Here is a 12,494-nt window from a genome sequence, read left to right as displayed (position 1 = left end):
CACGCACTGTGTCATCGCGCAGTGAACGAGTTGGCACAGCAGTCATTCATCCGTTTTCGCTTCGCTGGACGAGAGGTACATTAGTCGTGCGGTTTAGGGTCGCGGTCGAGGTTGAAAACCGCCGGTTTTCAGTTGCGCCCATCGCCCGAGCGGAGCGCGGGACGGACCGGAACGCAGTGCATACCACTCTGTTGGAGTGCGAGGGGTGTCAGTGCGTGCGCGCGCCAAGCCGGGTGGGTCCTTTGAGGGCGACACTTAGGGGCTGGGCCACTCAGTAGTGCAAGTGTGGTCACGTCCTAATACCGCTTGCCCCCTAGCTGCTTTCTTTGCTTACTTTCTTTGCAGCAGCAAAGGAAGTAAGTCCCGCCCCGGACAGGGGCAGAGCTAATAGACCAAGACCAAAACAAGTTCCATAGAAGCGCAGAAAACCCTTGACCGGGCCACGGTCACCGAACAACGACGGGTTTGACGTTCGGCGTGAGCGACACCCCCACGACATGTCCGTCGCGCACGCCGCACTTGCTGTCGACGCGCGTCCACTGCGACTTGCCGCGCGACTTCGCAAACGCACGCATCACGATGATCTTGTCGACGGGAACCGGATTGCCGACGCTGAAGATCGGCGAGTCGCTTTCGATCTTCGCTGAGAGCACGCGACGATCGGGCACGATGAACGTGTCGTACTTCGGCGTGAGTTCCACCCAGTGATCGAACGCTGCGACGCATTGAATGACCGCGCTCGGCACGTGCATGCGGGTCAGGTAGTCATAGTCCTTCGACAGATCAGGCGATTCCTGTGCGTGTACTGTCTGGTACAAAAAGGCCGACAGCGCCAGCGCAACGAGCGGAAAGAGAGCTTTCATGCGATGGGGAAACTCGTTTGAATGAAGCGTGACATGGAGGCGGAGTATACCGCGCGATTCTTTCCACTGACCTTCGCTCCATGAAAAAGTGCCTGTTTCAGGGCACTTTCCTCGACCTCGCGGCGTCATATGCCTGATGCTTCGCCACGAATGGAGACGCGCGATGAAGACGGTGCGATGGGAGCCAGAGGACGGCAACGGTCTCGAACATCTCGAAGTCGCTCAACAGGATGAAGGCATCGTAGCGGAGAGCGCGCTCGTCGGCGAGGGCTTCGGCGCGGTGTACCGGATCGAATGTGACGCAGGCTGGAACGTGACGCGAGTCGTCGTGAAGCGCGTCGGCGGCGGCACGCTCGACCTGCTGAGTGACGCGCAAGGCAACTGGACCGACGGCAACGGCGCGCCGCGCGAGGACCTTGCGGGCTGCATCGACATCGACATCTCGGCGACGCCCTTCACCAACACGCTGCCAATCCGGCGCCTGAAGCTGGCCGAAGGCGAGCGCCGCGTGATCCGCGTCGTGTATATCGCGCTGCCCGAACTCACGGCGGTGCCCGTGGAGCAGGCTTACACCTGCATCGAACGCGACCGGCGCTATCGCTATGAAGGCATCACGTCGCGCTACATAGCGGAGCTTCCCGTCGATCCAGAGGGCTTCGTCATCGATTATCCCGAGCTGTTCCGGCGCCTTTAAAGCGTAGTACCGGGCGGCTTCTGTCGCGAGCGGCGATAATACGACTTTATTGCCACGAGCCGAACGCCACTCGATGAACGCCACCACGCAGACCCCCGACTCCGTGCCCCGCCTGACGAGCCTCTCGCATGGTGGCGGCTGCGGCTGTAAGATCGCCCCCGGCGTGCTCGCCGAGCTCCTGAAGCGCAGCGCGCCGATGCAGGCGTTTCCGAACCTGATGGTCGGCAACGACACCGCCGACGACGCCGCCGTCTACAAGCTCAACGAAGAGCAGGCTATCGTCGCGACGACCGACTTCTTCATGCCGATCGTCGACGATCCGTTCGACTTCGGCCGCATCGCCGCAACCAACGCGCTCTCCGATGTCTACGCGATGGGCGGCAAGCCTATCCTCGCGCTCGCGCTCGTCGGCATGCCGATCAACGTGCTGCCGCACGAGGTGATCGCGGAGATCCTGAAGGGCGGCGAGTCGGTGTGCGCCGAGGCGGGCATCCCGGTGGCAGGCGGCCATTCGATCGATTCGGTCGAGCCGATCTACGGCCTCGCCGCGATCGGCATCGTGCATCCGAAGCTCGTCAAGCGCAACGCGGCCGCGCGCGCGGGCGACATCCTCGTGCTCGGCAAGCCGCTCGGCGTCGGCGTGCTGTCGGCGGCGCTGAAGAAGGAGCAGCTCGACGCGGCCGGCTACGCTGCGATGATCGCCGCGACCACCAAGCTCAATCGCCCGGGAGCGGACCTCGCGCAACTCGAAGGCGTGCACGCGCTGACCGACGTGACCGGCTTCGGCCTGCTCGGCCACACGCTCGAACTGGCGCGCGGCGCGGGACTGACGGCGCGCATCCGCTATGCGGACCTGCCTTGGCTGCCGGGTGTCCAGGCATTCGCGAAGGCGGGCGTGTACACGGGCGCGTCGGGGCGCAACTGGGGCGCGTATGGCGCGGCCATCGGGCTCTCGTCGTCGCTCGACGATGTGGCACGTGTCCTGCTCACCGACCCGCAGACTTCGGGCGGCCTGCTCGTGTCATGCGCGCCGGAAACGGTGGACGAGGTGCTCGCGATCTTCCGCGCCGACGGTTTCGCCGAGGCTGCGGTGATCGGGGAAATGACCGACGGCGCAAGCCGCGTCGAGGTCAGCTGATACCAGCCGCGCCTTCCCGAACGACAGAGAACGACATGAACGACGAATCGCCGAAGGCCATCTTTTATGCGCTCGCAGCCAACTTCGGCATCGCGGTGTGCAAGTTCGGCGCCGCGGCATTCACCGGCTCGGGCTCGATGTTCGCCGAGGCGATTCACTCCACCGCCGACTGCGGCAACCAGCTTCTGCTGCTGTTCGGCCTGAAGCGCGCGCAGCAGCCGGCCAACGCGCTGCATCCGCTCGGCTCGGGGCGCGAGATCTATTTTTATGCGCTGATCGTCGCGCTGCTGCTGTTCTTCGTCGGCGGCGCGTTCTCCGTGTACGAAGGCGTGCATCGCATGCTGCATCACGAGCCGTTGAGCAATCCGGTCGTCGCGCTCGTGATACTCGGCATCTCGGTCGTGCTCGAAGCGTTCTCGCTCGCAGGCGCGCTGCGCGAGATCCGCAAGGGCGCGCCCGACAAGACCCTGTGGCGCTGGTTTCGCGAGACGCGCGAGTCGGAACTGCTGGTCGTCGCGGGCGAGGACGTCGCCGCGCTCGCGGGTCTCGCCATCGCGTTCTGCGCGGTGCTGCTCACGATGATCACCGGCAATCCCATGTGGGACGCGGCGGGGTCGATCGGCGTCGGGCTCTTGCTTATGGTGGTCGCCTACGTGGTGGCGCGCGAAGTGAAGTCGATGATCGTCGGCGAATCGGCGAGTCCGGAAGTGCGCCGTGCCATCGATGCACATCTGCGTGCGCGGCCCGAAATACTGCGCATCATCAGCCTCATCACGCTGCAATGGGGCAAGCATGTGGTGGTCGCCGTGCAGGCGGAGATGATCGAATATCCGAGCGGCCGCGCGCTGATCGATGCGATCAACGTAATCGAGGACGACCTGCAGAACACTTTCCCGCAAGTGCGCTGGGTGTTCTTCGAGCCGGACATCGTGCGCGAAGGGGCGCGAGCGGGCGCCTGAGCGCGGCCGCGTTTTGCGCGTCGCGAGACGGGGCTGGCTCGGGACGTGCTACCGAAGACGCTACTTCCGTCAACGGACTCGACGCGCTGCCTTGCCGGGAAATCCGGTTCGTGTCACCACGCTGCGTCATCATTGCAGTTCACCGCTTTTCCCAGATCGTTACCGATCGAAGCCGTTTAGCAGGCGTTTAGCACGATTCGTTCCGGCTCGAGCCGATCGACATCATCCGTCGAGTCCCTGAACCCCGAGTTCCTTATCCGGCCCATGCGCAAATCCCTGCTCGCTGTTGTTTTCCTCACCGTTTCGATCCTGGCTCCGGCGCTCGCCAACGCCGCGCCGAGCCACTCGAATCCGGCCAGTTCCGCAAATCCTGCCGCGCCCGTCACGCTCACGCCGCAACAGGCGCGCGACGCACTCGCGGTCGTCAACGACCCCGCTCGCCGCGCGCAATTCGCGGACACGCTGCGCGCGCTCGCCGCAGCCGGCGCGCTCGCCACGCCGCCGCAGGCGGCTTCGGCGGCGGGCGCCTCGTCGGCCGAGCCGGCGAGCGGGGCATCGGGCGTGCTCGCGAAGTCGCTGACGAGCAACGGCCTCGCCTCGCAGATTTCGCATCAGGCAGGCCACTGGCTCGTGCAGATCGGTTCGGGCCTGCGGCATTCGATGTCCGCGCTGCTCGACTACGGATCGGTGCTCGAATGGTGGCGCGAACGCACCGCGACCGCCGACGGCCGCCAGCTGCTCGAACACGTCGCCTGGACCGTGCTGGTCTCGCTCGTGCCCGCGCTGCTGCTGGAGCTGCTCTCCGTGCGCCTGCTGCGCGGGCCGCGCGGGCGGATCGCGGCGCGCGGCATCGTCGATCTCGATGAGGAAGATCCCGGTCTGGCTCGCGAGGAAAGCGCCGCGGTGCGCGAAGAGGCCGCAGCCGAGCGCCGTGGCGACGAAGCCGCCCTGCATGTCGCGGAGAAGAAGACCGACACCGTGCGCGGCAAGCGTCACGCCGCGCGGCACTGGACGCTCCTGCAGCGCCTGCCGAGCGCGCTCCTGCATGCGTTCTTGTCGGTCGTGCCGCTCGCCGTGTTCGTCGCGGCGGCGACGCTGCTGATGTCGGTCTTCATCGACGACAACACGCCCGAAGCACGCGTGGCGGGCGCGCTGATCGACGTGTATCTCGTGTGCCGCGCGATCCAGATCGTCAGTCTTTTCTTCCTCGCGCCGCGCGCGCCCGGCTTGCGGCTCATCCAGATGCGCGACCGCTTCGCCTCTTTTACACATAGCTGGGTGATGCGCATCGTCTGCGTGGGCGGCGCGGGCGTCGCGATCGCGAACGCCGCCGAGCCGCTCGGCCTCTCGGAAGAAGCGCGCATCGCCATTCTGAAGGCGGTCACGTTCGTCGTGCACGTGATGATCGCGTATGTGATCTTCGAGTGCAGGAGACCGGTTGCCGTACGCATCCGCGAGCGCATGCAGGGACATCGCCCCGTGTCGCTGCTCGGCAACTGGATCGCCGACGTCTGGGCGGGCGTCGCGATCTTCTTTGTGATGGCGCTGTGGTTCGTGTGGGCGCTTGATGTCCGCAACGGCTATCAGACGCTGTTCCATCTCGGCGGCCTTTCGGTGGCCGTGCTGGTGGCGGCGCGTGTGGTTGCGATCGTCGCATTCGGCGCGCTCGGTCGCGTCTTCCATAGCGACGCGGACGACGATTACGCGAGCAAGTCGATTGCGCATCGCCACGCGTATCGCTATTACCCGATCCTCCGGCGCATCGTGCAGACGGTGATCGCGGTGGCGACCATCATCGCGCTGTTGCAGGTGTGGGGCATCGACGTGATCGGCTTCTTCACCTCGGGCGGCGTCGGCAACCGGCTCGCGTCGGCGCTGATCACGATCGCGATTGCGGCCTTGTTCGCGGTGCTCGTCTGGGAGGCGGCCAACGTGATGGTCGAGCGCCGCCTCGAAGCCTGGACGACGAACGGCGAGCGCCTGCGCGCGGCCCGGCTGAGAACGCTGCTGCCGATGATGCGCACGGCGCTCTTCATCGTGATCGCGCTGGTGGTGGTGCTGACGGGCTTGAGCGAGATCGGCGTGAACACGGCGCCGCTGCTTGCGAGTGCGAGCATTTTCGGTGTCGCGCTCGGCTTCGGGTCGCAGAAGCTCGTGCAGGACCTCATCACCGGCATCTTCCTCCTGATGGAAAACGCGATGCAGGTGGGCGACTGGGTGACGCTCGCGGGCGTGTCGGGCACGGTCGAGTATCTTTCGATCCGTACGGTGCGGCTGCGCGCCGGCGACGGCTCGCTTCATACGGTCCCGTTCAGTTCGGTATCGACGGTGAACAACACGAATCGCGGCATCGGCAACGCGGCGGTGCGCGTCTCCATCGCGCTCGGCCAGGACGTCGATCTCGCGATCTCGACGCTCAAGGAGATCGGCGCGTCGCTCCAGCGGGACGATGCGTTCAAGGACGGCATTCTCTCGGACTTCAGCTTCTGGGGCGTCGATGCGGTCGACGGCTCGACTGTCACGCTCGCCGGACAGATCCAGTGCCGCGACAGTGCGCGCTGGCCGGTGCAGCGCGAATTCAACCGGCGCATCCTCAACGAGTTCACCGCACGCGGGATCGAGATCGCGAATCCGCAGCGCAACTTCGTGATCATCGATGGCGGCGAGCCGCAGGTGCAAAACGAAGCAGAGGCGTCAGCGGATCAGCGCGCACAGCCGTCCAGAGCCGCGCAGCACCCGACCGCGGAAGCCTCCGCGGGCAATTCGGGCAACGCAGCGGTTTAAGCCGCTTTCAGCGCGGCGAGCGCACGAGCACGGGCGAGCCTTCGAACTCGCCGCCGCTGCGCTCGAACCCGAGCCGCTCGTAGAACGCTTCGAGCGCGGCGGCATCGGGCGCATGGCGATCGACCGGCGGCGCATGCGCGCCGTCGCCTTTCGCGTCGAGCGGACGCGGCACCAGCGTGATCATCACGCGATGCGTGTCGGCGAGTCCGATCAGCCGCTCCATCGCGACGCGCGCGTGTCCGCGATGATGCGCGCCTTCGGACCAGATCGCTTCCAGCGCGATCGCGCAGTCACCGGTCTCTTCGAGCCACAACTCGACCTGCTGTTCATCTTCGACGCGCGTTCGGTGGAACGCGTCGATCATCGTGGCCGCGGCGGTGGAGGTGGAAGGCATCGGTTAGATTCGCGTCATCCAAAAGCCGCACTATATCGTGGCCCGAAAATGCTCGCGCGGCTTATATCCGGTTTAGCGATTTCGATCGGAGAATCGATTCGTAGACCAAGGGCGTTACGCCTTCTATGATGGCCTTCACTTGAATCGGGAGAGGGTGATGAACCGTCTGCATCTGCACTGTCGGCGCTCGACCGGCAGCTAGTTTCAACGCGGCCTGCCGCCGCGTCTTTCATCCTTCCGCAACGCCATCGCGCGGCGCAAAGTCGCGCGCTCATCGTTTTCCTTTGGACGAGTCCATCATGAAGAATGCAAATGCCGCATTGCGCGGCGTGTCCCGGCGCGTGCGCGCCACTGCGCTGTTCGCCGTCGCGGCGCTCGCGATGTCGTTCGCCGCTTCGTCGTTCGCGGCCGATGCCACGCTGAAAATAGGCACCGCCACGAGTCCGCAAATCGATGCGCTGAAGGTCGCCGTGAAAGAAGCCAAGGCGCAGGGGCTGGATGTGAAGCTGATCGAATTCACCGACTGGAACACGCCGAACGCCGCGCTCGCGAACAAGGACATCGACGTCAACTACTTCCAGCACGTGCCGTTTCTCGAGAACGCCAAGAAGCAGGGCGGCTACGACTTCGTCGCCATCGCGCCGGGCACGATCATGAAGATCGGCCTCTATTCGAAGAAAGTGAAACGCTTCGACGAGCTGAAGGACGGAGCGACCGTCGCCATCGCCAACGACCCGGTGAACGGCGGCCGCGGCCTGTTGCTGCTGCAGCGCGCGGGCCTCATCAAGCTCAAGTCCGGCGCGGACTACCGCGCAACGACGCTCGACATCGTCGAGAACCCGAAGCATCTGAAGATCGTGCAGCTCGAAGCATCGCAACTCGCGCGCTCGCTCGACGACGTCGATCTCGCGCAAGGCTATCCGAGCTTCATCAAGCTCGCCGGCACGACCGATCCGAACAGCGCGCTGCTCTTCGACGGCGTCGAGAACAAGCTCTTCGCGATCCAGTGGGTCGTGCGGCCCGAAAGCGTGAACGATCCGCGCATCCGCAAGTTCATCGCGATCTACCAGCAGTCGCCCGCCGTGCGCGCTGCGCTCGACAAGGCGTTCGGCACGCTCTACGCGGTCGCGTGGTGAGCCATTCAACGGAGATTGGCATCATGGCGGATGTGATCATCGACGAACCGCGCGTGAGCGAAGCGCGTTCCGGCACGACGGCGAAAAGCGTCGTGTTCGCGGGCATCGGCAAGGTGTTCGGCGGATCGACGGCGGCGCTCTCGGGCGTCGATCTGTCGGTCGCGAGGGGCGAGGTGTTCGGCATCATCGGACGCAGCGGTGCGGGCAAGTCCACGCTGCTGCGGCTCGTGAACGGCCTCGAAAAGCCCACGAGCGGCGAGGTGCGCGTGAACGGCGTGTCGGTGGGCGCGCTCGACGAACGCGGGCTCGTCGGGTTGCGGCGGCGCATCGGCATGGTGTTCCAGCACTTCAACCTGCTGTCGGCGAAGACGGTGCGCGAGAACATCGCGTTGCCGCTGAAGATCGCGGGCGTCGACAAGCGCAGCATCGACGCAAAGGTCGATGCGCTGCTCGAACTCGTCGGCCTCACGGCGAAACGCGATGCTTATCCGCGCAGTCTTTCCGGGGGCCAGAAGCAGCGCGTCGGGATCGCGCGCGCACTCGTGCATGACCCCGACCTCCTGCTCTGCGACGAAGCGACCTCCGCGCTCGATCCGGAGACCACGCAGCAGATTCTCGCGCTTCTTCGCGACATCAACCGCCGCCTTGGCCTCACGATTCTTCTGATCACGCACGAAATGGCGGTGATCCGCGAAGTGTGCGATTCCGTCGCGGTGATCGAGGCGGGCGAAGTCGTGGAGACCGGCCCGGTGTGGCGCGTGTTCGGCGACCCGCGCCACGCGGCCACTCAGGCGCTTTTGCGCACGCTCGTGCACGACCTGCCCGCCGATCTCGCCGCACGGCTCGACAGCGCGCCGCGCCACGACGCCGACGTGCTGCTCGACGTGCGTTTCACCGGCGAGTCGCGGCACGAGCCCGACCTGGGCGCGCTCGCGGTGGCGCTCGGTGCGCTCGGCGGCCGCGTGAACTTCGTGCATGGCGGCATCGACCGCATTCAGGGACATGCGCAGGGACGGCTCGTCGTCGCGGCGCATCTGCGCGCGCACGGTGCGAACGAAGCGGGACTGCGCGCGCATGTCGATGCGCTCGTCGCAGGCGCGCGGCGTCACGCGGACAAGGTGGAGGTGCTCGGCTATGTTTGAAATCTGGCTGCCCGAATTCATCGGGGCGATCCGCGACACGGTCGTGATGGTCGGCGTTTCCGCGCTGATCGCGCTCGTCGCCGGCATTCCGCTCGCGCTCGTGCTCGTCACGACGACGAAGGGCGGCATTTTCGAGCGCCCGGCCGTCAATTCGACGCTCGGCTCGGTCGTCAACGCGTTGCGCTCGACGCCGTTCATCATTCTGCTCGTCGCGCTCCTGCCGTTGACGCGGCTCCTCGTCGGCACGACCATCGGCGTGTGGGCCGCTATCGTGCCGCTCTCGATCGCGGCGACGCCGTTTTTCGCGCGCATCGCGGAGGTGAGCCTGCGCGAAGTCGATCGCGGGCTGATCGAAGCCGCGCAGGCGATGGGCGCCGAACGCCGCCATATCATCTGGCACGTGCTCCTGCCCGAAGCGCTGCCGGGCATCCTCGGCGGCTTCACGATTACCGTGGTCGCGATGATCGGCTCGTCGGCGATGGCGGGCGCGGTCGGCGCGGGCGGTCTCGGCGATCTCGCGATACGCTACGGCTATCAGCGCTTCGACACGACCGTGATGGTCACGGTGATCGTGCTGCTGATCGTGATCGTCAGCGCCGTGCAGTGGGGCGGCGATCGCCTCGTGCGGCAAATCACCCGGCGCACGGGATGATAATGGCGAAAACTGCATCGACATCGGAGACAGCATGAACGCCCCTCATCGGCCCGACTCTCTGCCATTGACCGAACTCCTCGCCGCGTTGCGCGAGACCGCCGAAGCGCGCGACCGCGAAGGCGGTCACGCCGCGCGCGAAAAGCAACTGATCGCCGACGCTGGCCTCCTGACGATCGCCGTGCCGCGCGAATACGGCGGCGAGGGCGCGCGGTGGCTCGACGTGTATCAGACGATCCGCGCGATTGCGCGCGTCGACGCGGCGCTTGCGCATCTGCTCGGGTTCACCTGCCTGCAGGTGGTGAGCGTCGCCGTTTGGGGCAACGAGGCGCAGCGCGAGCGCTATCTGCGCGGCACGGTCGAGAACCGCTGGTGGTGGGGCAACGCGGTGAATCCGCTCGATACGCGGCTGATCGCGCATGCGACGGGCGACGGCGGCTATCGTCTGTCCGGGCAGAAGGGCTTTTGCTCCGGCACGCGCGGCTCGCAGATGATGACGCTCTCCGCGCAGGACCCCGCCACCGGGAAGCCGGTGTTCGGCGTCGTGCCGACGGGGCGCTCCGGCATCACGGTCAACGAAGACTGGAATCCGATCGGCCAGCGTCAGACGGACAGCGGCAGCGTGGCCTTCGACGACGTCGAACTGCGCGCCGACGAGGTCCTGCACCGGTCCGAAGCGCCGCCGACGCCGCGCGGGACGCTGCGCACGCTCGTCTCGCAACTGGTGCTGACCAATCTCTTCGTCGGGATCGCGGAAGGAGCGCTTGCGGAGGCGCGCGAGTATGTCGCGAAGTCCGGGCGGCCGTGGATTCATTCGAACGTGACGAGCGCCGTCGACGATCCGTATCAGTTGCATCGGTTTGCCGAGATGCGGCTGAAGGCCGTGAGCGCGGAAGCGCTCGCGACGCGCGCCGCCGAGGCGCTCGACCAGGCGTGGGATCGCGGCGACGCGCTTACCGCCGAGGAGCGCGCGCGGACGGCGCTCGCGGTCGCGGAGGCGAAGGTGCTGGCGCATCGCGCGGCACTCGACATCAGCGAGGCACTTTTCGACGCCTGCGGCGCGCGCTCGACGCACGGGCCGCTCGCGCTCGACCGCTTCTGGCGCAACGCGCGCGTGCACACGCTGCACGATCCGCTCGACTACAAACTGCGTGACATCGGCCGGTTTGCGCTGGCGGGCGTGTTGCCCGAGCCGAATCTGTACAGCTAGGGCGTCACCCGGTTACAAAGCCGACCGTCTGCACCACGAGCCAGAGATTCGCCGCGCTGATTACGCCGAACAGCATCCACGCGACGCCCTTCGTCCACGCGCGGTTGGCGAATTCGCCCATCAGCCGGCGGTCGCTCGTCATGCGGATCAGCGGATAGAGCGCGAACGGCAGTTGCAGGCTCAGCACGACCTGGCTCGCGACCAGCAGCTTGCCGACCGCGCCGTTGCCCATCATGCCGACGCCGATCAGCGCCGGAATCAGCGCGAGCGCGCGCGTGATGAAGCGCCGCTGGTAGCACGGAATCTTCAGCTTCAGGAAGCCTTCCATGATGACCTGCCCGGCGATCGTGCCGGTGAAGGTCGAACTCTGGCCCGACGCGAGCAGCGTCACCGCGAACAGGATCGCGGCGAGCCCGGTGCCGACGATCGGCGCGAGGAGCCGGTAGGCGTCCTCGATTTCGGTGACCTGCGTGTGGCCGGTCGCGTGGAACGCAGACGCCGCGAGAATCAGGATCGCCGCGTTGATCAGGAGCGCGAGAAACAGCGAGACGATGGTGTCGACTCGCGACAGGCGGATCGCCGAGAGCAGGCCCGCACTCGTGCGCGAGACGACGCGCGTCTGCACGATCGACGAATGCAGGTAAAGGTTATGCGGCATCACGGTCGCGCCGAGGATGCCAATTGCGAGATAGAGCGGCTCGCGCTCGGAAATCGCGTGCCACGACGGCACAAGCCCCCCGATGACCGCCGGCCAGTGCGGCTTCACCAGCGCCAGCTCGACGACATAACCCAGCCCGATCGTCGCGATGAGGCCGAGCATGATCGCTTCGAGATCGCGGAAGTTCTTGCCCTTCAGGCCGAGCACGATGAGCGTGTCGAACGCCGTGAAGATCACGCCCCACATCAGCGAGCAGCCGAACAGCAGGTGAAACGCGAGCGCGCCGCCGAGCACCTCGGCGAGATCGCACGCGATGATCGAAATTTCCGCGAGCGCCCACTGCACGCGCGCGACCGGTTTCGAATAACGCTCCGACGAGAGTTGCGCCAGATCGCGTCCCGTCACGATGCCAAGGCGCATCGCGAGACACTGGAGCGCCATCGCGGCCAAGCTCGACAGCACGACGACGAACAGCAGGTTGTAGCCGTAGCGCGAGCCGGCTTCGATGTCGGTTGCCCAGTTGCCGGGGTCCATGTAGCCGATGGAGACGAGCAGGCCCGGCCCGGCGAACTGCGCGAGCTTCTTCCAGAGCGGGGCGCCGGCGGGAACGTCGACGGAACCCCTGACCTCGGATGGACAAAACGGAGCGGTTGCGGTGGTCGGCAGCTTGAACGGCAATTGTGGAGTCCCGGTCGGTTCGATGATGCAGCGGCAGTCGCCGGGCAGGGGCGACGCCGGAGTCACGGCATTATTGTCGAAAAGAGCGGAACGTGTGGAGCGCGCGACGTCAGGTCGCCGACGAAAAAAAAGGCCCGCCGAGACATCGGCGGGCCCTTCAGGGAATTCGGTCGAGAAGGAAAACGG

Annotated in this window: 11 protein-coding genes; 8 read left to right on the top strand and 3 right to left on the bottom strand. The window is 66.1% G+C overall.

What is annotated here, in order from left to right:
- Window positions 1–446: 446 nt before the first annotated feature.
- Complete coding sequence (locus AWB81_RS36565; protein WP_062642723.1) at window positions 447–863, bottom strand: BspC domain-containing protein; 417 nt, start codon at window positions 861–863, stop codon at window positions 447–449.
- Window positions 864–1,026: 163 nt separating this feature from the next.
- Between AWB81_RS36565 and AWB81_RS36560 the strand changes: the two genes are divergently transcribed.
- The 4 genes from AWB81_RS36560 (at window position 1,027) to AWB81_RS36545 (ending at window position 6,438) form a co-directional block, all read left to right on the top strand.
- On the top strand, window positions 1,027–1,557 hold the full coding sequence (locus AWB81_RS36560; RefSeq protein ID WP_062642721.1) for a putative glycolipid-binding domain-containing protein: 531 nt from the start codon (window positions 1,027–1,029) through the stop codon (window positions 1,555–1,557).
- A 73-nt stretch (window positions 1,558–1,630) separates the two neighbouring features.
- Window positions 1,631–2,695 carry a selenide, water dikinase SelD gene (gene selD, locus AWB81_RS36555; RefSeq protein ID WP_062642720.1) on the top strand — a complete coding sequence of 355 codons (1,065 nt, stop codon included), beginning with the start codon at window positions 1,631–1,633 and terminating at the stop codon, window positions 2,693–2,695.
- 35 nt (window positions 2,696–2,730) lie between these two features.
- A complete protein-coding gene (locus tag AWB81_RS36550) occupies window positions 2,731–3,654 on the top strand; it encodes a cation diffusion facilitator family transporter (RefSeq protein ID WP_062642718.1) in 924 nt (307 codons plus the stop codon).
- 264 nt (window positions 3,655–3,918) lie between these two features.
- Window positions 3,919–6,438, top strand: coding sequence for a mechanosensitive ion channel family protein (locus tag AWB81_RS36545; RefSeq protein ID WP_062642716.1), 2,520 nt, complete (start codon window positions 3,919–3,921; stop codon window positions 6,436–6,438).
- Between the two features lie 7 nt (window positions 6,439–6,445).
- On the opposite strand, the gene AWB81_RS36540 is transcribed toward AWB81_RS36545, so the two are convergent.
- Window positions 6,446–6,832 (bottom strand): hypothetical protein, encoded by a 387-nt coding sequence (locus AWB81_RS36540; protein ID WP_062642715.1) that lies wholly within the window; start codon window positions 6,830–6,832, stop codon window positions 6,446–6,448.
- Window positions 6,833–7,212: 380 nt separating this feature from the next.
- Between AWB81_RS36540 and AWB81_RS36535 the strand changes: the two genes are divergently transcribed.
- The 4 genes from AWB81_RS36535 to AWB81_RS36520 are packed head-to-tail and all read left to right on the top strand — an operon-like array spanning window position 7,213 to window position 10,972.
- A complete protein-coding gene (locus AWB81_RS36535) occupies window positions 7,213–7,968 on the top strand; it encodes a MetQ/NlpA family ABC transporter substrate-binding protein (protein ID WP_235026087.1) in 756 nt (251 codons plus the stop codon).
- A gap of 23 nt (window positions 7,969–7,991) precedes the next feature.
- Window positions 7,992–9,110: a methionine ABC transporter ATP-binding protein gene (locus AWB81_RS36530; protein ID WP_062642712.1), complete on the top strand. Its 1,119-nt coding sequence runs from the start codon at window positions 7,992–7,994 to the stop codon at window positions 9,108–9,110.
- Window positions 9,103–9,762, top strand: coding sequence for a methionine ABC transporter permease (locus AWB81_RS36525; RefSeq protein ID WP_062642710.1), 660 nt, complete (start codon window positions 9,103–9,105; stop codon window positions 9,760–9,762). The genes AWB81_RS36530 and AWB81_RS36525 overlap by 8 nt, the downstream gene beginning before the upstream one ends.
- Before the next feature lie 34 nt (window positions 9,763–9,796).
- A complete protein-coding gene (locus AWB81_RS36520; RefSeq protein ID WP_062642708.1) occupies window positions 9,797–10,972 on the top strand; it encodes an acyl-CoA dehydrogenase family protein in 1,176 nt (391 codons plus the stop codon).
- A 4-nt stretch (window positions 10,973–10,976) separates the two neighbouring features.
- Here AWB81_RS36520 and AWB81_RS36515 read toward each other — a convergent pair whose 3' ends face one another.
- Entirely contained in the window at window positions 10,977–12,308 is a 1,332-nt protein-coding gene (locus AWB81_RS36515; protein WP_062642725.1) for an Nramp family divalent metal transporter, read from the bottom strand.
- Between the last annotated feature and the right edge of the window lie 186 nt (window positions 12,309–12,494).

This window comes from Caballeronia arationis (assembly GCF_001544975.2).
Classification (GTDB): Bacteria; Pseudomonadota; Gammaproteobacteria; order Burkholderiales; family Burkholderiaceae; genus Caballeronia; species Caballeronia arationis.
The sequence above is the reverse complement of the archived record's forward strand: the minus strand, read 5'-3'. Positions and strand labels throughout refer to the sequence as shown.